The 22149-nt window shown below is 69.3% G+C and carries 17 protein-coding genes; 4 read left to right on the top strand and 13 right to left on the bottom strand.

The genetic code is table 11. The features are described 5' to 3' along the window. Nucleotides 1-67: 67 nt before the first annotated feature. The 12 genes from ACH414_RS07790 to ACH414_RS07735 form a co-directional block, all read right to left on the bottom strand. The gene (locus tag ACH414_RS07790; protein ID WP_382547686.1) at nucleotides 68-1213 is read right to left on the bottom strand and encodes an ABC transporter ATP-binding protein; all 1146 of its coding nucleotides are present in this window, start codon (nucleotides 1211-1213) and stop codon (nucleotides 68-70) included. Next, nucleotides 1206-2189 carry an ABC transporter ATP-binding protein gene (locus ACH414_RS07785; protein WP_398941188.1) on the bottom strand — a complete coding sequence of 328 codons (984 nt, stop codon included), beginning with the start codon at nucleotides 2187-2189 and terminating at the stop codon, nucleotides 1206-1208. Before ACH414_RS07785 ends, ACH414_RS07790 begins: the two co-directional genes overlap by 8 nt. A 6-nt stretch (nucleotides 2190-2195) precedes the next feature. Then, a complete protein-coding gene (locus tag ACH414_RS07780; protein ID WP_382547690.1) occupies nucleotides 2196-3203 on the bottom strand; it encodes an ABC transporter permease in 1008 nt (335 codons plus the stop codon). Further along, nucleotides 3196-4119 carry an ABC transporter permease gene (locus ACH414_RS07775; RefSeq protein WP_382547692.1) on the bottom strand — a complete coding sequence of 308 codons (924 nt, stop codon included), beginning with the start codon at nucleotides 4117-4119 and terminating at the stop codon, nucleotides 3196-3198. The genes ACH414_RS07780 and ACH414_RS07775 overlap by 8 nt, the downstream gene beginning before the upstream one ends. Before the next feature lie 149 nt (nucleotides 4120-4268). Next, complete coding sequence (locus tag ACH414_RS07770) at nucleotides 4269-5894, bottom strand: ABC transporter substrate-binding protein (RefSeq protein WP_382547694.1); 1626 nt, start codon at nucleotides 5892-5894, stop codon at nucleotides 4269-4271. A 165-nt stretch (nucleotides 5895-6059) separates the two neighbouring features. Next, a complete protein-coding gene (locus ACH414_RS07765; protein ID WP_382547696.1) occupies nucleotides 6060-7145 on the bottom strand; it encodes an ABC transporter ATP-binding protein in 1086 nt (361 codons plus the stop codon). Next, the gene (locus ACH414_RS07760; RefSeq protein WP_382547698.1) at nucleotides 7138-8196 is read right to left on the bottom strand and encodes an ABC transporter ATP-binding protein; all 1059 of its coding nucleotides are present in this window, start codon (nucleotides 8194-8196) and stop codon (nucleotides 7138-7140) included. Before ACH414_RS07760 ends, ACH414_RS07765 begins: the two co-directional genes overlap by 8 nt. Before the next feature lie 13 nt (nucleotides 8197-8209). Beyond that, nucleotides 8210-9166 carry an ABC transporter permease gene (locus ACH414_RS07755; RefSeq protein ID WP_382547700.1) on the bottom strand — a complete coding sequence of 319 codons (957 nt, stop codon included), beginning with the start codon at nucleotides 9164-9166 and terminating at the stop codon, nucleotides 8210-8212. After that, nucleotides 9159-10091 carry an ABC transporter permease gene (locus ACH414_RS07750; RefSeq protein WP_382547802.1) on the bottom strand — a complete coding sequence of 311 codons (933 nt, stop codon included), beginning with the start codon at nucleotides 10089-10091 and terminating at the stop codon, nucleotides 9159-9161. The genes ACH414_RS07755 and ACH414_RS07750 overlap by 8 nt, the downstream gene beginning before the upstream one ends. A gap of 172 nt (nucleotides 10092-10263) precedes the next feature. After that, the gene (locus ACH414_RS07745; RefSeq protein ID WP_382547702.1) at nucleotides 10264-11901 is read right to left on the bottom strand and encodes an ABC transporter substrate-binding protein; all 1638 of its coding nucleotides are present in this window, start codon (nucleotides 11899-11901) and stop codon (nucleotides 10264-10266) included. A 433-nt stretch (nucleotides 11902-12334) separates the two neighbouring features. Then, entirely contained in the window at nucleotides 12335-14236 is a 1902-nt protein-coding gene (gene typA, locus ACH414_RS07740; RefSeq protein ID WP_382547704.1) for a translational GTPase TypA, read from the bottom strand. A gap of 305 nt (nucleotides 14237-14541) precedes the next feature. Further along, complete coding sequence (locus ACH414_RS07735; RefSeq protein ID WP_398941183.1) at nucleotides 14542-16944, bottom strand: ABC transporter family substrate-binding protein; 2403 nt, start codon at nucleotides 16942-16944, stop codon at nucleotides 14542-14544. Nucleotides 16945-17194: 250 nt separating this feature from the next. On the opposite strand from ACH414_RS07735, the gene ACH414_RS07730 reads away from it, so the two are divergent. From ACH414_RS07730 to ACH414_RS07715, 4 genes are read left to right on the top strand one after another with little or no spacing between them, the layout of a single operon-like run. Beyond that, the gene (locus tag ACH414_RS07730) at nucleotides 17195-17419 is read left to right on the top strand and encodes a hypothetical protein (RefSeq protein ID WP_382547708.1); all 225 of its coding nucleotides are present in this window, start codon (nucleotides 17195-17197) and stop codon (nucleotides 17417-17419) included. Nucleotides 17420-17435: 16 nt separating this feature from the next. Next, nucleotides 17436-18266, top strand: coding sequence for a hypothetical protein (locus ACH414_RS07725; protein WP_386566002.1), 831 nt, complete (start codon nucleotides 17436-17438; stop codon nucleotides 18264-18266). A gap of 1 nt (nucleotide 18267) precedes the next feature. Further along, nucleotides 18268-20202, top strand: coding sequence for a fumarate reductase/succinate dehydrogenase flavoprotein subunit (locus ACH414_RS07720; protein ID WP_398941181.1), 1935 nt, complete (start codon nucleotides 18268-18270; stop codon nucleotides 20200-20202). After that, nucleotides 20199-20981, top strand: coding sequence for a succinate dehydrogenase/fumarate reductase iron-sulfur subunit (locus ACH414_RS07715; protein ID WP_382547714.1), 783 nt, complete (start codon nucleotides 20199-20201; stop codon nucleotides 20979-20981). Before ACH414_RS07720 ends, ACH414_RS07715 begins: the two co-directional genes overlap by 4 nt. A gap of 9 nt (nucleotides 20982-20990) precedes the next feature. Here the strand turns inward: ACH414_RS07715 and ACH414_RS07710 are convergent, their stop codons facing one another. After that, complete coding sequence (locus ACH414_RS07710; RefSeq protein WP_382547716.1) at nucleotides 20991-22049, bottom strand: hypothetical protein; 1059 nt, start codon at nucleotides 22047-22049, stop codon at nucleotides 20991-20993. Between the last annotated feature and the right edge of the window lie 100 nt (nucleotides 22050-22149).

Below are 22149 nucleotides of genomic sequence, written 5' to 3'. Positions count from 1 at the left end.
ACGGCCGTACGCTGTTCAGCGTGCTGCGTCCGTATATCGGATCCAATTCCACCAAGTTGCCCCGGCGTTAAGCCTCCGGCGGCGTCTCGGGGGCCTGCGGATCCCCGGGCGCCTCGGGCGCCTCGGGCTCCAGGAGCTCCCCGGGCGCCTTGGGCTCCAGGGGCCCCTCGGGCGCCGCCGCGCCGTTCTCCGGCGGCACGACCTGCTTCTCCTCCGCGAAGTGGCAGGCCGAGTCGTGCCTGGCCGGGGAGTCGGTCAGCCGGAATACCGCCGGGACGGCGAGCAGCGGGACCTCCAGGGCGCAGCGCTCCTGGGCCTTCCAGCAGCGGGTGCGGAAGCGGCAGCCGGAGGGGATGTTGGCCGGGGAGGGCACGTCGCCGGCGAGGATGATCCGCTCGCGCTGGGTGCGGGCCTCGGGGTCCGGCACCGGCACGGCGGAGAGCAGCGCCTGGGTGTAGGGGTGGGTGGGGTGGTCGTAGATCTCGGCATCGGAACCGATCTCCACGATCCGGCCGAGGTACATCACGCCGACCCGGTCGGAGATGTGCCGGACGATCGACAGGTCGTGCGCGATGAAGACGTACGAGAGGCTGAACTCGTTCTGCAGCCGTTCCAGCAGGTTCACCACCTGCGCCTGGACGGAGACGTCCAGGGCCGAGACGGGCTCGTCGGCGACGATGATCTCGGGCCGCAGGGCGAGGCCGCGGGCGATGCCGATGCGCTGGCGCTGGCCGCCGGAGAACTGGTGCGGATAGCGGTTGATGTACTCGGGGTTGAGGCCGACGACGTCGAGCAGGTCCTGCACCTTGCGGCGCCGGTCGCCCTTGGGCGCGACCTCGGGGTGGATCTCGTACGGCTCGCCGATGATGTCGCCGACGGTCATGCGCGGGTTGAGCGAGGTGTACGGGTCCTGGAACACCATCTGGATGTTGCGGCGCACGGCCTTGAGGGCCCGCGGCGACATCCTGGTGAGGTCCTCGCCCTTGTACGAGATGGAGCCGGCGGTCGGCTTCTCCAGGTTGACCAGCATCTTGGCCACGGTCGACTTGCCGCAGCCGGACTCGCCGACGATGCCGAGGGTCTCGCCCGCGGCGAGGTCGAAGTCGACGCCGTCGACCGCCCTGACCGCGCCGACCTGCTTCTTGAAGACGATGCCCTGGGTCAGCGGATAGTGCTTGACCAGGTCGCGGACCTGCAGAATCGCCTCAGCCATGGAGGCACTCCTTCCAGAAGTGGCAGGCGCTCGTGCGCGGTACGGGCGATTCGATGACGTCGTACAGCGGCGGCACGTCGGTGCGGCACACGTCCTGGGCGAGCGGGCAGCGCGGGTTGAAGGCGCAGCCGGGCGGGATGGCGAGCAGGTTGGGCGGCAGGCCCTTGATCGCGTAGAGCTCCTGGCCCTTCTGGTCCAGGCGCGGGATGGAGTCCAGCAGTCCGCGCGTGTACGGGTGGGCGGGCGCCTTGTAGATCTCGTGGACGGGGGCCTGTTCGACGATGCGGCCCGCGTACATCACGGCGATCTTGTCGGCGACGTCGGCGACGACGCCGAGGTCGTGGGTGATGAGGATGAGCCCCATGTTGAGCTCGCGCTGGAGCTCCGCGAGCAGGTCCATGACCTGGGCCTGAACGGTGACGTCGAGGGCGGTGGTGGGCTCGTCGGCGATGATCAGCTCGGGTTCGAGGGCGAGCGCCATCGCGATCATGATGCGCTGGCGCATGCCGCCGGAGAACTGGTGCGGGTACTGGCCCACCCGTTCCTTGGCGGCGGGGATGCGGACCCGGTCCATCAGTTCGACGGCCTTGGCCCGGGAGTCCTTCTTCGACATCCCCTTGTGGACCTGGAACATCTCGCCCAGTTGCTCGCCCACGCTGATCACCGGGTTGAGGGAGGAGAGCGCGTCCTGGAAGATCATCGCCATCTTGGCGCCGCGGATCTTCCTGCGCTCCTCCTCCTTGAGCTTGAGCAGGTCCTGTCCCTGGAAGCGGATCTCCCCGCCGGTGATCTTCCCGGGGGGCATGTCGAGGATGCCCATGACGGCCTGGGCGGTGACGGACTTGCCGGAGCCGGACTCGCCGAGCACGGCCAGCGTCTCCCCCGCGTCGACCGAGTAGTCGACGCCGTTGACCGCCTTGGCCACCCCGTCCCGGGTGTGGAACTCCACGTGCAGGTCGCGCACTTCGAGCAGCATGGTCCCCTACCTCAGCTTGGGGTCGAGGGCGTCGCGCACCGCGTCGCCGAGCATGATGAAGGCGAGCACCGTGACGGCGAGCGCGCCGGCCGGCCAGAGCAGCATGTGCGGGGCGTTGCGGATGTACTGCGAGGCCGAGGAGATGTCGATGCCCCAGGACACCGTCGGCGGCTTCAGACCGACGCCGAGGTACGACAGGGTCGCCTCCAGCGCGATGTAGGTGCCGAGCGCGATGGTCGCGACGACGATCACGGGGGCGATCGCGTTGGGCGCGATGTGGCGCAGCAGCATCCGGGAGTTGGAGGCGCCCAGCGCCCGGGCGGCCTGGACGTAGTCGTTCTGTTTGGCGGTGATGACGGAGCCGCGGGCGATGCGGGAGATCTGCGGCCAGCCGAGGAGCACCATGAAGCCGATGACGGGCCAGACGGTGGCGCTGGTCACCACGGAGAGCAGCACCAGGCCGCCGAGGACGACGGGGATGGCGAAGAAGACGTCGGTGATCCGGGACAGGATGCCGTCCCAGGCGCCGCCGAAGAATCCGGCGAGCCCGCCGAGGACACCGCCGAGTACGGCGACGCCGAGGGTGGCGAGGACGCCGACGGTGACGGAGGTCCGGGCGCCGTAGACGACCCGGGTGTAGACGTCGCAGCCCTGGCCGTTGAAGCCGAAGGGGTGGCCGGGCTGGGAGCCCTCCTGGGCCTTGGACAGATCGCAGTCCAGGGGATCGCCGGAGGCGATCAGCGAGGGCCAGATCGAGATGATCACCAGGAAGAGGATGATCAGCCCGGAGACGATGAAGACGGGGTTGCGGCGCAGGTCGTGCCAGGCGTCGGACCACAGGGACCGGGCCTTCTTGTCGGGGCCCGTGCCCTCCGGGCCGCCTGGCGTCTTCTCCAGGGTCTCGGCCTCGGCCGTGGCGAGATCGGACGCGCCCCCCGCTCCGGTGGAAGCCACGGCACGCCCCTCGCTGCCGTACGACTCAAGCGGCTCATACGGTTCAAGCGGCTCAGGCATAGCGAATCCTCGGGTCAAGGACGGCGTACAGGAGGTCGACCAGCAGGTTGGCCAGGAGGAAGACCAGGACGAGGACGGTCACGAAGCCGACGACGGTCTGGGTGTTCTGGCGGACGATGCCCTGGTAGAGCTGGTAGCCCACGCCGTGGATGTTGAAGATCCGTTCGGTGACGATGGCGCCGCCCATCAGCGCGCCGACGTCGGCGCCGATGAAGGTCACCACGGGGATCAGGCTGTTGCGCAGCAGATGGCGGGTGATGACCCGGCGGCGCGGGAGGCCCTTGGCGACGGCCGTGCGGACGTAGTCGGCCCGCTTGTTCTCGGCGATCGAGGTACGGGTGAGCCGGGTGACGTAGGCGAGCGAGACAGAGGCGAGGACCAGGCCGGGGACGATGAGCTCGTTGAAGGGCGCCTCCGGCGACACGGCCGGTTTGATCCAGCCCCACTTCACGCCGAGCAGCAGCTGGATCAGCAGACCGGTGACGAAGGTGGGCACGGAGAGCACGACCAGGGTCAGCAGCAGCACGGTGGTGTCGACGGGACGGCCGCGCTTGAGGCCGGTGAGGACGCCCAGGGTGATGCCGATGACGATCTCGAAGAAGATCGCGACGATGGTGAGCCGGATGGTGACCGGGAAGGCGCTGGACATCAGCTCGGTGACGGGCTGTCCGTTGAAGGCGGTGCCGAAGTCGCCGGTGAACACGTTGCCCATGTAGATCAGGTATTGCTGCCAGACGGGCTTGTCGAGGCCGAACTCCTTCTCCAGCTGGGCGGCGGTCGCCGGGTCGCACTGGCGGTCGCCGCACAGTCCGGCGATGGGGTCGCCCATCACGTTCACCATCAGGAAGATCAACAGCGTGGCGCCGAAGAAGACCGGGATCATCTGCAGCAGCCGCCGGATCACGTACCGGCCCACGGAAACCTCCAGGAAGAGGAGAGGAGTGCGGGAGGGCGGGAGGGGGGAACACGGAGGGCCCGGCGCGGAGTTCCGCTGGCCGGGCCTTCCCCAGGCTCTCGGCGACGCTCGAGCTGGGGAGGCCCCGATGCCGCCGACCTGCTACGACGTCACTTGACCTTGATCTGGTCGTAGACCGGGACGCTGAACGGGTTGAGCAGCACGTTCTCCACCCGGTCCGAGTAGCCGGCGCTGCCGTTCTGGTACCAGAGCGGGATGGCGCCCATGTCGTTCTTCAGGACGCCCTCGGCCTGCTGGAAGATCCCGACGGCCTTGCCGATGTCGGTCTCGGCGTTGGCCTGGTCGACCAGCTTGTCGAACTCCGGGTTGGAGTACTTGCCGTCGTTGGAGGGGGCGTTGGTGTAGTACAGCGGCTGGAGGAAGTTCTGGATGAGCGGGTAGTCCATCTGCCAGCCCGCCCGGAACAGGCCCTTCATCTTCTGCGTGCTGACCTGGCTGCGGTAGTCGGCGAAGGTGCCGATGGGGTTGCCGACGCAGGCCTTGTTGTTGCCGAGGGCGCGGTTGATGGAGTTGCAGACGGCGTCCACCCACTCCTTGTGGGAGCCGGTGTCGGCGTTGTACGAGATCGTCATCGTGCCGCCGGGGATGCCACCGCCCTCGGCCACCAGCTTCTTCGCCTCGGTGGGGTTGTACACGCAGGCCGAGCCGCAGACGTCCTTGTAGCCGCCGTCGGCACCGAGCACCGGCGAGGTCCAGTCCTTGGCGGGGGTGCGGGTCTTCTGGAAGATCGTCTGGGTGATCTGCTGGCGGTCGATCGCCATCGACAGGCCGGTGCGCAGCTTCTCCTGGCCCGGCTTGTTCCAGGCCGGGTCGTAGAAGGGGAAGCCGAGCGTCTGGATGATGCCGGCGGGGGTGTTGATGTACCGGTCGCCGAGGTCCGCGGAGACGTTCTTGAGCTGCGAGGCCGGCACGTCGTCGACGAGGTCGAGGTTCCCGGCCGTCAGGTCCGTGTAGGCGGTGTTGTTGTCGGTGTAGACCTTGAGGGTGATGCCGCCGTTCTGGGCCTTGTCGGTGCCGGGGTAGCCGTCCCACTTCTTGAGCACCATCTGGGAGCCCTTGGCGTAGGAGTCCACGGTGTACGGGCCGTTGCCGACGGGCTTGGAGAGCCAGCCGGCGTGGTCGTCGTAGAAGGCCTTCGGCAGCGGGGCGAAGGCCGGGTAGCCGAGGGTGTCGGGGAAGGTCGAGAACTTCTGCGTCAGCTTGACCGTGAAGGTCGTGTCGTCGACGACCTTGAGGCCGGACATGGTGGTGGCGGACGGCTCGCCCTTGTCGGGGTGGACCTTGTCGTAGCCCTCGATGTAACCGAAGAAGTAGGCGTTCTTCTGGTTGTTCTTCAGGTTGGCGCCGTAGTTCCAGGCGTCCACGAAGGACTTGGCGGTCACCTTCTCGCCGTTGGAGAAGGTCCAGCCGCTCTTGAGGGTGATGGTGAAGTTGATCGAGTCGGTGGTGTCGATCTTCTCGGCCAGCATGTTCTTGGCCTCGCCGGTCTTCGGGTCGTACTCCTTGAGACCGCGGAAGATCATCGAGAGGACCTTGCCGCCCTGCACCTCGTTGGTGTTCGCGGGTTCCAGCGGGTTCTGCGGATCACCCCAGGAAGAGGTCACGACGCCGCCGGCCCCTCCGCCGCCGCTGTCGCCGCCCCCGCCGCAGGCGGTCGCCGCGAGGGCGACGGCGGTGGCCAGAGCGGCCCACTTGGCGTGCGTGGCTCCGCGCATGGAGTGCCTCCCGAATGTCCTCAGTCTGACTTAGGCCCCAATATCACCCGATATTGACGGGAGTGCACTTTTACGGCGTCCGGATGAACGGGCCCGCGGGGGGGCGGGCAACGCGAAGGCCCCCGGCACCCTTGCGGGTGACGGGGGCCTGGAACGCGCGGGGGATCAGACGGGGAGGACCGTCTTCTCCTCGGCGAAGTGGCACGCGGACTCGTGCGCGGCCGGGGTGTCCTGCCCCTGGAAGCGCTCGGGGATCGCGAGCACCGGGATCTCGGTGCTGCACTTGTCCTGCGCCTTCCAGCAACGGGTGCGGAAGCGGCAGCCCGACGGCGGGTTGGCCGGCGAGGGCACGTCACCGGTGAGGATGATCCGCTCGCGGTGCGCGCGGGCCTCCGGGTCCGGCACCGGCACCGCGGAGAGCAGCGCCTGGGTGTACGGGTGGGTCGGGTGCTCGTAGATCTGCTCGTCCGTACCGATCTCGGCCAGCTTGCCGAGGTACATCACGCCGACGCGGTCGGAGATGTGCCGGACGATCGACAGGTCGTGCGCGATGAAGATGTAGGAGAGGTTGAACTCGTCCTGCAGCTTCTCCATCAGGTTGATGACCTGCGCCTGGACGGAGACGTCCAGGGCCGAGACCGGCTCGTCGCAGATGATGATCTCCGGGTTGAGCGCGAGGCCGCGGGCGATGCCGATGCGCTGGCGCTGACCGCCGGAGAACTGGTGCGGGTACCGGTTGATGTACTCCGGGTTCAGACCGACGACGTCGAGCAGCTCCTGCACCTTGCGGCGCCGGTCGCCCTTCGGGGCCACCTCGGGGTGGATGTCGAAGGGCTCGCCGATGATGTCGCCGACCGTCATGCGCGGGTTCAGCGAGGTGTACGGGTCCTGGAACACCATCTGGATGTTGCGGCGCACGGCCTTGAGGGCGCGGCCCGACAGCCGGGTGATGTCCTGGCCCTTGTAGAAGACCTCGCCGGCGGTGGCCCGCTCCAGGTTCATCAGGAGCTTGGCGACCGTGGACTTGCCACAGCCGGACTCGCCCACGATGCCCAGCGTCTCGCCCTGGTAGAGGTCGAAGGAGACCCCGTCCACGGCCTTGACCGCGCCGACCTGCTTCTTGAACAGGATGCCCTGGGTCAGCGGGAAGTGCTTCTGCAGGTTGCGCACCTGGAGGATGGGCTCACCGCGCTCGACGGGAGCCTCGAGGGCGGCGGCCACGGCCTCCTCGTTCTTGCTGAGCTCAGCCATGGATCGTCTCCTTCCAGAAGTGGCAGGCGCTCTTGCGGCCCGGCAGATCGGCGCCGTCCTGCTCGGTGACCGGCGCCAGGGCCGGGATCTCCGTACGGCAGATGTCGTCGGCCTTGGGACAGCGCGGGTTGAAGGCGCAGCCGGTCGGCACGGCGAGCAGGTTGGGCGGCAGGCCCTTGATCGCGTAGAGCTCCTGGCCCTTCTGGTCCAGGCGCGGGATCGAGTCCAGCAGACCGCGGGTGTACGGGTGCGCCGGGCGCTTGTACAGCTCGTGCACGGGCGCCTGCTCGACGATCCGGCCGGCGTACATGACCGCGATCTTGTCCGCGACGTCGGCGACCACGCCGAGGTCGTGGGTGATCAGGATCAGACCCATGTTGTACTCGCGCTGGAGCTCCGCGAGCAGGTCCATGACCTGGGCCTGGACGGTCACGTCGAGCGCCGTGGTGGGCTCGTCCGCGATGATCAGGTCCGGCTCGAGGGCGAGCGCCATGGCGATCATGATGCGCTGGCGCATACCGCCGGAGAACTGGTGGGGGTAGTCGGAGACCCGCGCCTTGGCGGCGGGGATCTTGACCTTGTCCATCAGCTCGACGGCCTTGGCCTTGGCGTCCTTCTTGGACAGGCCCTGGTGCACGCGGAACATCTCGCCGAGCTGGTAGCCGACGGAGAGGACCGGGTTGAGGGAGGACAGCGCGTCCTGGAAGATCATCGCGATCTTCCGGCCGCGGATCTGCCGGCGCTCCTCGTTGGACATCTTCAGCATGTCCTGGCCGCGGAAGAAGATCTCGCCCTGCGGGATCTTGCCGGGCGGCATGTCGAGGATGCCCATGATGGCCTGGGCGGTGACGGACTTGCCGGAGCCGGACTCGCCGAGCACGGCCAGCGTCTCACCGGCGTTCACCGAGTAGTTGACGCCGTTGACCGCCTTGGCCACACCGTCACGGGTGTGGAACTCGACGTGCAGGTCACGGACTTCGAGCAGCGGACCGGTGTGGCCGTCGCCGTCGCGCGGCGCGGGGACCGTCGCGGTGTTGTCGATGATGGTCATCTGTACGCCCTCCTCAGCGCAGCTTCGGGTCGAGGGCGTTGCGGACGGCTTCGCCGAGCATGATGAACGCCAGCACGGTGATGCTCAGCATGATCGAGGGCCACAGCAGGATGTGCGGGGACACTCGGATCTGGTCGACGGCGGTGGAGATGTCGACGCCCCAGGAGACGGTCGGGGACGCGAGGCCCAGACCCAGGTAGGACAGGGTCGCCTCGGCGGAGATGTAGCCGCCGAGCGAGATGGTGGCGACGACGATCAGCGGGGCCATGGCGTTCGGCAGGATGTGCCGGAACAGGATCCGCGAGGTGCCGGCGCCGAGGGCGGTGGCGGCGTGGACGTAGTCGGCCTGCTTGACCGTGATCACGGCACCGCGCATGACGCGGGCCATCTGGGTCCAGCCGAGGAAGGCCAGCGCTCCGACGACGACCCAGACGGTGCGCTCGGTGAAGGACTGGAGCACGACCATGGCGCCGAGCAGGAACGGGATGCCGAAGAAGATGTCGGTGACCCGGGACAGGAGCGCGTCGATCCAGCCGCCGAAGTAGCCGGCGAGCATGCCGATCAGACCGCCGAAGATGGTCACGACGAGGGTGACGCAGACGCCGACGATGATCGAGGCGCGGGTGCCGTGGATCAGTCGGGCGTACACGGAACGGCCCTGGCCGTCGTAACCGAGCCACTCGGGCGAACCGATGTGGCTGAGCTCCGGCTTGCCCAGGAAGTGCTTCACGAGGTCGCCGCTGGTCGGCGAGGCGCTGGTGAAGAGGCTGGGGAAGGCGGCGATCAGCAGCAGGAAGAAGATCATCACCGCCGAGACGATGAAGTACGGGTTGCGGCGCAGGTCCGACCACGCGTCGCCCCAGAGGCTGCGGGTCTTCTCCGGCTTCGCGGCGGCGGGGACCGGCGCGTCGACCGAGGGGGTGGCGACGGCGTCCTCGACGGCGGCCGCGGTCTTGGTCACGTCAGGCATAACGGATCCTCGGGTCCAGGACCGCGTACAGCAGGTCGATGAGAAGGCTGGTGATGAGGTAGACGATCACCAGGATGGTGACGAGGCCGACCAGGGTGCCGCCCTCGCGCCGGGAGATCGACTCGGCGATCAGGCCACCGACGCCCTTGATGTTGAAGATCTTCTCGGTGACGACCGCACCGCCCATGAGGGCGCCGATGTCGGTGCCGAGGAAGGTGACGACCGGGATCATCGAGTTGCGCATCAGGTGGACACCGATGATGCGGCGCTTCGGCAGGCCCTTGGCGATGGCCGTGCGCATGTAGTCGGCGCGCAGGTTCTCCGCCATGGTGGTCCGGGTCAGTCGCGCCACGTAGGCGAGCGAGAGTCCGCCGAGCACGATCGCCGGGGCGATGAGCTCGTCCCAGTTGACCTCGGTGGAGACGTTCGGCGCGATCCAGCCCAGGTTGAACGCGAACTGCATCTTGATGAGGAAGCCGAGCACGAAGACCGGGATCGAGATGATCAGCAGCGTGAAGATCAGGATGGCGTTGTCGGCCAGGCGACCGGCGCGCAGACCGGCGATGATGCCGAGGCCGATGCCGAAGAGGAGCTCGAACGTGAAGGCCAGGAAGGCCAGCTGGAGCGTGACGGGGAACGCGTCGCCCAGCACCTCGGTGACCGGCCGGCCGTTGCGGATCTGCGTACCGAAGTCGAAGTGCAGGAGCATGTCCCGCATGTAGACGTAGTACTGCTCCGGGAGCGAGCGGTCGAGACCCAGTTCATGGCGCTTCGCGGCCAGGGTCGCAGGATCTGCCCCCTTGTCACCGAACATCGCCAGCACGGGGTCACCGGGCAGGCTGTGCACCATGAGGAAGATCAGCAGGGTTGTCCCGAGGAAAACCGGGATCATCTGGAGCAGTCGTCGTGCGACATAGCGCCCCATCATGCCTCCGTTGAGATGTGACGGCCGCAGCCGACGGGCCCTCCCCCGACAGCGTGCCCGCGTTCGGGCATGCTGATGTCGTGGAAGGGCCCCCCAGCCACTGCGTAAGGCACCGAGGCGGGGCTGACGATCCGTCAGCCCCGCGGACGGCGAGCGGACTACGCTTGGGTGATTACTTCTTGACCTGGACGGTGTTCAGGATCGGGTCGCCGTCCTGGCCGTACTGCACGCCGGAAACCTTCTCCGAGTAGCCCGCGTTGACCTTGTAGTACCAGAGCGGGATCGACGGCATGTAGTTGACCAGGTCCTTCTCGATGGCCTGGTATGCCTTGACCGACTCGTCGAGCGTCTTGGCCGAGTCGGCCTTCGCGATCTTGGCGTCCAGCTCCTTGTTGGAGAAGTCGCCCTGGTTGCCGCCCGCACCCGTACGGAACAGGTCGGAGATGAAGTTGGCGTTCACCGGGTAGTCGAGCACCCAGCCGGAGCGGTACAGGGACTTGACCTGCTTGCCCTTACGAGCGGTCAGGTCGGCCTGGAAGTCCGGCTTGCCGTCGCCGACGCACTGGACGCCGGTGGACTGGGTGATGCTGTTGCAGACAGCCTCCACCCACTCCTTGTGACCGCCATCAGCGTTGTACTGGATGGAGATCTTGTTGCCGGGGACGCCGCCGCCGGCCTTGATGAGCTCCTTGGCCTTGGCCGGGTCGAACTTCGTGACCTCGACCGCGTTCGGCTGGTAGCCGAGCACGCCCTTGGCGACCCAGCCGGTCGCCGGCTCACGGGTGCCGTTCAGCACCGTCTTGGTGATGGTGGCGCGGTCGATACCCATGGACAGGCCCTGGATGACGCGCGGGTCGATCTGCTTGGGCTTCTTCCACTGGTCGGCGTAGAAGGCGACGGCGATCGTCTGGATCGCGGAGTACGCCTGGTCGACCGCGCGGTCGCCGAGGTCCTGGCGGTAGACCGGCAGGTCCTTCGGGGCGAGCTGACGCAGGACGTCGACGTTGCCCGACTTCAGGTCCTCGTAGGCGGCCTCGAGGGTGGTGTAGTTCTTGAAGATCACACCACCGTTCTGCGCCTTGTTCGGGCCCTTGTAGCCGTCGAAGCGAGTGATCTCGATCGACTTCTTGTGGTCCCAGCTCTTGAACTTGTAGGGACCGTTGCCGACCGGCTTCTCGCCGCCGGCCTTCGGGTCCTTGTAGAAGGACTCCGGCAGCGGGGCGAACGCGATGTACGCCAGCTTGTGGGCGAAGTACGGAACGGAGCTGTTGAGCTCGATCGTGAACGTGTTGTCGTCGACGATCTTCAGACCCTCGAGCTTGTCCGCGGTCGGCTTGGCGCCCTCGGCCTCGGGGTGGACCTTGTCGAAGCCCTTGATGTCCGCGAACCAGGACGCGAGGCCCTGGGCGTTCTTGACGTTGGCGTTCCAGTTCCACGCGTCCACGAAGGACTTCGAGGTGACCGGGGTGCCGTCGTGGAAGGTCCAGCCCGGCTTGAGCTTGACCGTCCAGGTCTTCGAGTCCGTCGTGGTGACCGACTCGGCGTTGATGTACTCCAGCGAACCGTCCGCCTTGTAGTCGACCAGGGTCGAGAACAGGCCGGACATCACCAGGGAGCCGTTGGACTCCATCGTGTCGCCGGTGAGCAGGGGCTTCTCGGGCTCGCCCAGCTCGATGGAGTAGATACCGTTCGGGTCAACAGCGCCCTTGGCGTCGCTGCCGCCGTCGCTCTTGCCCCCGCCGCAGGCGGTCGCTGCCAGGGCGACGACGATCGCGCCCGCTACCCACTTGGCGCTCTTGGCACCGCGCATGGGTTCCTCCTCATGAGTCCACTTGTCACTACAAGAGGGGCACTCCGAGTTCTGCCGACACCCCTGACGGCGTTGCACTCAAGTGCCCCGAGTGTGCTCGTGAGTCGGCACTCCCCACAGTGCGTGACCCATTGACCCGAGCTCAATGGAGCCAACTATTAAGTACGTCCGGGCTGTAAACCACACTTAAGTGGTCTCGTTTTGACAACATCGCCAAGCCACGGAAGACCGAAATCCGGACAAAGCGAGCACAGACAGACACCGACGAAACGGACCGTTAACACACGTTCCGGAGAGCGACGACCGATATCCGGACAGCGGGGTTCCGTAATGAACTTGACTAAACGTTGAAGAAGGGCCCGGTCCCCCCGCCGTGTCGGCGGGGGGACCGGGCCCTTCAGTGCGCTCGGTCGCGCGGTGCTACGGAGCCGCGTCAGGCGTTCTTGGCGCGCGAGGCGGAGCGGCTGCGCTCCTTCTGGTCCAGGACGACCTTGCGGATGCGCACGGCCTCCGGGGTCACCTCGACGCACTCGTCGTCGCGGCAGAACTCCAGGGACTGCTCCAGGGAGAGCTTGCGCGGCGGCACGATCGCCTCGAAGGAGTCGGCGGAGGAGGAGCGCATGTTGGTGAGCTTCTTCTCCTTGGTGATGTTCACGTCCATGTCGTCGGAGCGGGAGTTCTCGCCGACGATCATGCCCTCGTACACCTCGGTGCCGGGGTCGGTGAACAGCACGCCGCGCTCCTGCAGGTTCGTCATCGCGAAGGCGGTGACGGCACCGGCGCGGTCGGCGACCAGGGAGCCGTTGTTACGGGTCTGCAGCGGGCCGAACCAGGGCTCGTGGCCCTCGTGGATGGAGTGGGCGATGCCCGTGCCGCGGGTCTGGGTCAGGAACTCCGTACGGAAGCCGATGAGGCCACGGGACGGGACGACGAACTCCATGCGGACCCAGCCGGAGCCGTGGTTCGACATGTTGTCCATGCGGCCCTTGCGGACGCCCATGAGCTGGGTGACGGCGCCCATGTGCTCCTCGGGCACGTCGATCGTCATGCGCTCGACCGGCTCGTGGACCTTGCCGTCGACCTCGCGGGTGACGACCTGCGGCTTGCCGATGGTGAGCTCGAAGCCCTCGCGGCGCATCTGCTCGACCAGGATGGCCAGCGCCAGCTCGCCGCGGCCCTGGACCTCCCAGGCGTCCGGGCGCTCGGTGTCGAGGACGCGGAGCGAGACGTTGCCGATCAGCTCGCGGTCCAGCCGGTCCTTGACCTGGCGGGCGGTGACCTTGCGGTCCTTGACCGCGGTCTTGGCGTCCGCGCCCTTGCCGGTGCCGCCACGGCCGACCAGCGGGGAGGTGTTGGTGCCGATGACCATGGAGATGGCCGGCTCGTCCACCGTGATGAGCGGCAGCGCGATCGGGTTCTCCGGGTCGGCCAGGGTCTCGCCGATCATGATCTCGGGGATACCGGCGACGGCGCAGATGTCACCGGGGCCCGCCACCTCGGCCGGCTTGCGGGTGAGCGCCTCGGTCATCATCAGCTCGGTGATGCGGACGTTCTGGATCGAGCCGTCGCGCTTGATCCACGCGACCGTCTGGCCCTTGCGCAGCTCGCCCTGCTCGACGCGGAGCAGCGCGATGCGGCCGAGGAAGTTGTCGGCGTCGAGGTTGGTGACGTGCGCCTGGAGCGGCGCCTCCTCGTCGTACGACGGGGCCGGGACGTGCTCCAGGATGGTGGAGAAGAACGGCTCCAGGTTGTCGGAGTCCTGCGGGACCGTGCCGTCGGCCGGCTTGGTCAGCGAGGCGATGCCGTCGCGGCCGCAGGCGTAGACGATCGGGAACTCGATCTGGTCCTCGTCGGCGTCCAGGTCGAGGAAGAGGTCGTAGGTCTCGTTGACGACCTCGTCGATCCGGGAGTCCGGGCGGTCCGTCTTGTTGATGCAGAGGATGACGGGCTTGCGCTGCTGGAGGGCCTTGCGCAGCACGAAGCGGGTCTGCGGGAGCGGACCCTCGGAGGCGTCCACGAGGAGGACGACCGCGTCCACCATCGACAGACCGCGCTCGACCTCGCCACCGAAGTCGGCGTGACCGGGGGTGTCGATGATGTTGATCGTGATCGGGGCCCCGCCGTCCTTGGGGTGATACTTCACCGCCGTGTTCTTGGCGAGGATCGTGATGCCCTTCTCACGCTCCAGGTCGTTCGAGTCCATCATGCGGTCGTCGAGCTGCTGGTGGGCGGCGAAGGCACCGGCCTGCTTGAGCATGGCGTCGACGATGGTCGTCTTGCCATGGTCGACGTGGGCGACGATGGCGACGTTACGGATGTCGTGGCGCGTGGGCATGGGTGCTTGCGCTTCTCTCGGATCGTGGGATGCGGCGTCAGTTCCTCTTACGCCCGCCGGGCGGACGCGCCACGGCTATGTCCTATGGTACGGGGCTGCCGTGCAAGGGGCTTCCCCACCCGGGATCCGAGGGGTTCTACTGGGGGGTTCGCTGCTGTGGGAGGCGTGACAGTGGTGCTGAGGAGGTCGTGCGGCCGGGTCAAGCGGCCGACGCGATCCTGCCCGCCGGGATCACCGGCGGGCAAGGAAATTGAGCTGCTTCTGAGCTTGCGGTTTTGAGTTTCGGCGGCTTTAGGGTATTGCGCTCACTTGCGGGTGTTGCGCTCCGCGCCCTGGGCCGACGCCGGCTTCTTGAAGCCGATGTCCTGGTAGCGGGGGGAGGCGAGCCCCCAGGCCCCGGCGTTCACCACGTCGTTCTTGGCGGCGACCAGCTGGGGGCGCTGGTAGAGGGGGATGGAGCCCGCCGCGGCCCAGATCCGGGCGTCGGCCTGGCGGACCAGGTCGCGGGCCTCGTCCTCGTCGAGGGTGGCCACCGCCTGGTCGAAGAGCTGGTCGATGCGGTCCGTGCCGACCCGGGCGTAGTTCTGCTCGACCATCAGCGAGCCGTCGGACGCGGGCTCCGGCTTGGCGAAGATGGGCCGGGCGTCGGTCGCCGGGAAGGCGCTGGCGGGCCAGGAGTAGAGGGCCAGGTCGTAGTCGCCGGAGGCGATGTGGTCCTTGAAGAAGCTCTCGTCGGAGACCTTCGTCACCTCGGTGCGGATGCCGACGGCGTCGAGCATCCGGACGATCCGGTCCCCGACCGCCCGCAGCGACTCCGAGCCGGGGCCAGAGGGCAGGACGAAGCGGAGGCTGAGCGGCTTGCCGTCCTTGCCCAGCGCCTGCGAGGCCGCGTCCACGACGGCCGGGGCGGCGCTGCCGCGCGGGGCGTAGGCCCCGGCCACCCCCTTGGCCCCCGACTTCCCCTGCGCCTGCGCGGCGGCCTGGGCGCCGGCGCCGGTGCCGGTGCCGGTGTCCAGTGCCTCGGCCTGGCGGAGCACGGCCGCGCCCTGGAAGGCGGCGGCGGGCGCCGGGGCGAGGATGTTCGTGCCGTTCTCGGGTCCGCCGGCGCCGATCTGCGGGGCGGCCGGGCGGTCGCCGGGCTTGTCGTCGCCGACGATGTACAGGCCGTCGTCGGAGGCGGCGTCGCCCTCCTTCTTCTTCGCGGTCTGCTCGGCGGCCTTATCGCCGGTCTTCTCGGCGGCCTTCTCCTGGGCCTGCTCCCCCGCCTTCTTGGCGGCGGTGCTGCCCGCCTTCGCCCCGGCCGGTTTGCGCTGGGCGCCGCCCGGCACCCAGCCCGCGTCGGCGAGGAGCGCCCGAGCCTCCTTGGTGTCCTGGTCGCCGAGGGCGTCGCTGCTGTCGGCGTAGGCGGCCTGTCCGGCGAGCGCCAGGTGGCTGCCCGGGGGCCTGGCCGGCAGGCCGAGCGGCTTCAGCACCGTCTCGGCGAGCTCCTGGCGGTTGATCGCGCGGGCCACCGCCCGGCGGACCCGCTCGTCGGACAGCGCGCCGGACTCGCCGTTGAGGGAGAGCTGGGTGTACGCGGGCTCCAGGGACTTCCGTACGACGAAGCGGGCCAGGGCGTTCTGCTCGGTCGCGTAGCGGGCGATGGCCTGCTGGTTCTTCTCCCGGGCGGCCTGGACCTCGGCGGCCTTCTCCTCGTCGGAGCCGTGCGCGAGGGCCCAGGAGCGCAGGGCGGCGGCGGGGGTGATCCCGGCGCCGGGCCCGTGGGTGAGGGCCTGCCCGCCGTTCCGGCCGGCCCGGGCGTCCCGTACCGCCAGCGCGATCCGCTCGGCGACGGACCGGTCGATCTCGGCCAGGTCCAGCTTGCCGGCGGCGAGCGCGGCGGCCCGGTCGGCGCGGGGGACGGCCTTGAGGACGATGCTGTCGAGCTTCGGCGTCTGCCCCCACCAGCGGGGGTTGCGGGTGAGCGCGATGTCGCCGCTCTTGCGGTCGATCCCCTTCAGCAGGAACGGTCCTGCGGTGGCCTTCAGGGAGGTGCGCGCCCCGTCGTTGAAGGTGCCGGGGGAGCCCATGACCTGCTTGGGGTAGAGGGGGCTGAAGAGCGAGCGCCAGTCGGCGTACGGCTTGCCGAAGGTGACCCGCACCTCCAGGTCGTTCTTGCCGCGCTCGATCTTCTCGATCCGCTCGTAGCCGGCGTTGCGCGCGGTCCAGTACGCGGTGTCCCGGCCGCTCAGCGCCCGCCACTGGGCGACGAAGTCCGGGGCGCCGATCTCGCGCCCGTCGCTCCAGACCGCCTGCTGGTTGAGCTTGTAGAGGACGACCTGCTTGGGCTCGGTCTCGACGACCTCGGCGGATTCCAGGTAGTCCGGGTTGAGCTTCGGCCTGCCGTGGTCGTCCAGGGTGTAGAGGGAGGGGAGCACGGCGCCGGCGATGCGGCCGGTGGTGCCGTCGGCGTCCGCCTGGAAGGCGTTGAGCGTGGTGGGCAGCGCGTCGACGGCCCAGCGCAGCGTCCCTCCGTCGGCGACCTGGTCGCGGGCGGCCGGCGCGTTGTCCTGGGCGGCGGCGGGGGCCTCGTCGGCGTCGCCGGAGCTGCACCCGGCGAGTACGGCGAGGGCGAGCACGGCACTGCTGAGGGTGGTCACGGAGCGGAGCGTGCGGGAGCGGGGGCTCCTGGAGCATGTCCTCCCGCGAGGGGCGCCGACCTGGGACATGACTTGTACCCCTTCGTCCAGTTTTATGCCATTTGGAGATGATCACACCTATTGCTCATACACTGAAAAGGACGGAGCGGATCCGGCCACGGCGACACGGCGGCACGGACGGCAAACCCCACTCGTGCGGCCCAACCACCGGCAGACCGGGGCGCTCCGGACGGGTGGAAACAGGTACGCACGGCTTCACAAGCGGGATGTGACGCGCGACACTCGCGTGGGACCCGCGCTCGCGGAAGTGAGGGCAGCCATGTCCGTTCAGGACGACCTGGCGGCGGTCAAGCGTCGCCTGCAGGACCTGGAGCACACGGTCGAAGAGCTGGAACGCCGCGTCGGAGCGAAGGGCAACGCGCCCACCCCGACCGGCGGCCGGGCGGACAGCATGGTGACGATCCCCGACACGCCGTACGACTCCCAGAAGTGGACCGACATCGACGACGAGGGACTGGGAGCCCGCGACCGCCACGCGCCGTAACGCCGAGGAGGCCCCGTTGGCCACAGGCACCGAACCCCCGCCGAGCCCCGCGGCGGCGACGGGGGTGCGCTCCCCGGGGCGCGCCTCCCTCGCCGCCCGCCATCTGCGTACCGACCGCTGGTGGCTGGCGCCCGCCGCCACCGCGGCCGGACTGCTCGCCTTCGTCGCCTACTCGACCTGGCGGGCCTTCGCGAACGCGGACTACTACGCCGCCCCCTACGTCTCCCCGTTCTACTCGCCCTGCCTCGCGGACAACTGCGCCCCCATGCGCGGCGGCCCCAACTGGGCGCTCTTCGGCAGCTGGTGGAGCCTGTCCCCCGCGCTGCTCATCCTGGTCTTCCCGCTCGGCTTCCGGCTGACCTGCTACTACTACCGCAAGGCGTACTACCGGAGCTTCTGGGCCTCTCCCCCGGCCTGCGCGGTCGCCGAACCGCACCGCGCGTACACCGGCGAGTCCCGCCTCCCGCTGATCCTGCAGAACGTCCACCGCTACTTCTTCTACCTGGCCCTGCCGGTCGCCGGGATCCTCACCTACGACACCGTGCTCGCCTTCCGGGACTCCTCCTACGCATGGGGCCACGCGGGGCTCGGCACGCTGGTCTTCCTCGTCAACATCGTCCTCATCTGGTCGTACACGCTCTCCTGCCACTCCTGCCGCCACGTCGTCGGCGGGCGGCTGCGGCACTTCTCGAAGCATCCGGTCCGCTACCGGCTGTGGACCTGGGTGGGCCGGCTGAACCGGCGTCACATGCTGCTCGCCTGGGCCTCGCTGATCAGCGTCGCCGTCTGCGACCTGTACGTGTACCTGCTCGCCACCGGCGCCTTCGACGACCCGAGGTTCTTCTGAGATGACTGCTGTGGAACGACAGTCGTGGGACGTGATCGTGGTCGGCGCGGGCGGCGCCGGGCTGCGGGCGGCGATCGAGGCGCGGCGCCGGGGCGCCCGTACCGCCGTGATCTGCAAGTCCCTCTTCGGCAAGGCCCACACGGTGATGGCGGAGGGCGGCATCGCCGCCTCCATGGCCAACGCCAACCCGCACGACACCTGGCAGGTCCACTTCCGCGACACCATGCGCGGCGGGAAGTTCCTCAACCAGTGGCGGATGGCCGAGCTGCACGCCCAGGAGGCCCCGGAGCGGGTGTGGGAGCTGGAGACCTGGGGCGCGCTCTTCGACCGCACCCCCGACGGGCGCATCTCCCAGCGCAACTTCGGCGGCCACGAGTACCCCCGGCTCGCGCACGTCGGCGACCGGACCGGGCTCGAACTCATCCGCACCCTCCAGCAGAAGATCGTCTCCCTCCAGCAGGAGGACTTCAGGGAGACCGGCGACCACGAGAGCCGGCTCAGGGTCTTCCAGGAGTGCACGGTCACCCGTGTCCTGAAGACCGCGTCCGGGGAGCGCGTGGGCGGTGTCTTCTGCTACGAGCGGGAGACCGGACGCTTCTTCGTCCTCCAGGCGCCGTCGGTGGTCCTGGCGACCGGCGGGATCGGCAAGTCCTTCAAGGTGACGTCCAACTCCTGGGAGTACACCGGGGACGGGCACGCGCTCGCCCTGCTCGCGGGGGCGCCACTGGTCAACATGGAGTTCGTGCAGTTCCACCCGACCGGGATGGTCTGGCCGCCCTCGGTGAAGGGCATCCTCGTCACCGAGTCGGTGCGCGGCGACGGCGGTGTGCTGCGCAACTCCGAGGGCCGGCGCTTCATGTTCGACTACGTCCCCGACGTCTTCAAGGAGAAGTACGCGCAGTCGGAGGAGGAGGGCGACCGCTGGTACGAGGACCCCGACCACAACCGCCGCCCGCCCGAGCTGCTGCCGCGCGACGAGGTGGCGCGGGCGATCAACGCCGAGGTCAAGGCCGGGCGCGGCTCCCCGCACGGCGGGGTCTTCCTCGACGTGTCGACCCGGATGCCGGCGGAGGTGATCCGGCGCCGGCTGCCGTCGATGTACCACCAGTTCAAGGAGCTGGCGGACGTGGACATCACGGCCGAGGCGATGGAGGTCGGCCCGACCTGCCACTACGTGATGGGCGGGGTGGCCGTCGACTCGGAGACGGCGGCGACGCTCGGCGTCCCGGGACTCTTCGCGGCCGGCGAGGTCGCGGGCGGGATGCACGGCTCCAACCGGCTCGGCGGCAACTCCCTGTCGGACCTGCTGGTGTTCGGGCGCCGGGCCGGGCTGCACGCGGCGGAGTACGCGGTGGGGCGGGGTGAGGGGTCCGGGTACGGGTCCCGGGGCGGGGCGGGCGACGGCGACGGCGACCGGCTCGACGAGGAAGCCGTGGCCGCCGCCCGCGCCGAGGCCCTCGCCCCCTTCGACGGCGGCGTCGGCGGCACCGCCCCCGAGAACCCGTACACGCTCCACCAGGAGCTCCAGCAGACGATGAACGACCTCGTCGGGATCATCCGGCGCGCGGGCGAGATGGCCGAGGCCCTGGAGCGGATCGCGGAGCTCCGCGCACGGGCGGAACGGGTCGTCGTGGAGGGGCACCGGCAGTTCAACCCCGGCTGGCACCTCGCGCTCGACCTGCGCAACATGCTGCTCGTCAGCGAGTGCGTGGCCCGGGCGGCCCTGGAGCGCACCGAGAGCAGGGGCGGGCACACCCGCGAGGACTACCCGGCGATGGACCGCGCCTGGCGGCCGGTGAACCTGCTGTGCCGGGCGGAGGAACAGCGGATCGCCCTGGAACGGGTCGGCACCGAACCGATCAGGGCCGATCTGCTCGCGCTCTTCGAGCAGGAGGAGCTGGCCAAGTACCTGTCCGCGGAGGAGCTGGACGCATGAGTACGTACGATGCCCGCTTCCGGATCTGGCGGGGCGACGCCGACGGCGGCGCCCTGACCGACTACACGGTGGAGGTGCACGACGGCGAGGTGGTCCTCGACGTCGTGCACCGGCTCCAGGCCACCCAGGCGCCCGACCTGGCGGTGCGCTGGAACTGCAAGGCCGGCAAGTGCGGATCCTGTTCGGCGGAGGTCAACGGCCGGCCGCGGCTGCTGTGCATGACCCGCATGTCGGTCTTCGGGCGCGAGGAGACCGTCACCGTGACCCCGATGCGGGCCTTCCCCGTGGTGCGGGACCTGGTGACGGACGTGTCCTTCAACTACGCGAAGGCCCGGGAGATCCCGGCCTTCGTGCCGCCGGCCGGCCTCGCGCCGGGCGAGTACCGGATGCGGCAGGAGGACGTCGACCGCTCGCAGGAGTTCCGCAAGTGCATCGAGTGCTTCCTGTGCCAGAACACCTGCCATGTGGTCCGCGACCACGAGGAGAACAAGGCCGTCTTCGCCGGGCCGCGCTTCCTGATGCGGATCGCCGAGCTCGACATGCACCCGCTCGACGCGGCGCGGGAGGCGGGCCTCGACCGCCGGCGCACCGCCCAGGACGAGCACGGACTGGGCTACTGCAACATCACCAAGTGCTGCACGGAGGTGTGCCCGGAGGACATCGGGATCACGGACAACGCGCTGATCCCGATGAAGGAGCGGGTCGTGGACCGCTCGTACGACCCCCTGGTGTGGCTGGGGAACAGGATCCGGCGGCGGGACTCCCGGGACGCCCCCTAGGCACCGGCTTCACCGGGGCGCCGCCCAGCCCGCGCGGTAGGCCGCCCAGTCCTCCTCCCGGGCCGCGAAGTCGACGTACAGCGCGAGGCCGAAGCGCGCGCGTCCCGGGTCGGTGCGGCCCAGGCCCAGGCGGGCGCCGCGGACCGCGGCCGTGACCGTCTCGGCGGACTCGTGGTGGCCCAGGTCGTCCTCGTGGAAGAAGGGCAGCCCCATCAGCAGGTCCGTCCCCTCGGGGGTGACCTCCAGGGCGAGGCTGGTCTGCTGGGCGACGTAACCGCCGTACGTCCCCTCCCACGGCATCCAGGTGTCGTACGACATGACGGCGATCTGGTCGACGCGCCGGGCGACCTGGCCGAAGAACTCCTGCGACCACCACTTCTCGCTGCCGCTGAGCGCGCCGAGGAGCACGTGGGCGGCCGGCAGCGGGTCGATCTGGTGCGCCGCGACCGAGAGCGTCGCCCCTCGGGAGCGGGTCAGCGCGCCGAGGTCGTCGAGGAGGGAGAGGTAGTTCCCGTCGTCGGAGTGCAGGGGCTCCAGGTCGAAGTGGACGCCGTCGAAGCCGGCGTCCAGGACCTGCCGGGCCGAGGCGACCACGGCGGCGCGGGACCCGGGCCGCTCCAGGCGCAGCCCCTCGGGTCCCTCCGTGGCCAGGACGTCGCCCAGCCAGGCGTGCACCCGTATGCCGGGCATCGCCCGGTGGACCGCCGCGACGAGCCAGGCCGCCCCGGGGTGGCGGTCGGCGGGCAGGGTGCCGTCGTGCTCCAGGGGCCCGGCGTGCACGTACAGGTCGCGGATGCCCGTGCCTCTGATCCGGCCGGCGAAGGCGGCGAGATCGGCGTCCTTCTTCCGGCCGTCGACCCAGGCGTGGCCGAGCCAGACGGCGTCCTTGCCCCGGCTCCGCGTGCCCTCGGCCGGATCGCCCGCGTAGTTCAGGCGCAGGGCGGCGGCGCCGGCGAGCGGCGGGAGCACGAGCAGGACCACGAGCGCGAGCACGATCCGTCGGCCGCGCCGCCACACGCCCTTCCAGCCTCCGTTCACCTGAGCCCCCCGGGAGTCGTCCGACCGCATGAGCCACCGTAGCGGTGGCCACCGACAGTGACGCCGGAAGATCCACAGCGGTTTCCACCCGCCCGGTCGCGGACCGGCAGACCCGGACATAGCCTCCCTT

Source organism: Streptomyces sp. NPDC020422 (assembly GCF_044386705.1).
Taxonomy (GTDB): Bacteria; Actinomycetota; Actinomycetes; order Streptomycetales; family Streptomycetaceae; genus Streptomyces.
The sequence above is the reverse complement of the archived record's forward strand: the minus strand, read 5'-3'. Positions and strand labels throughout refer to the sequence as shown.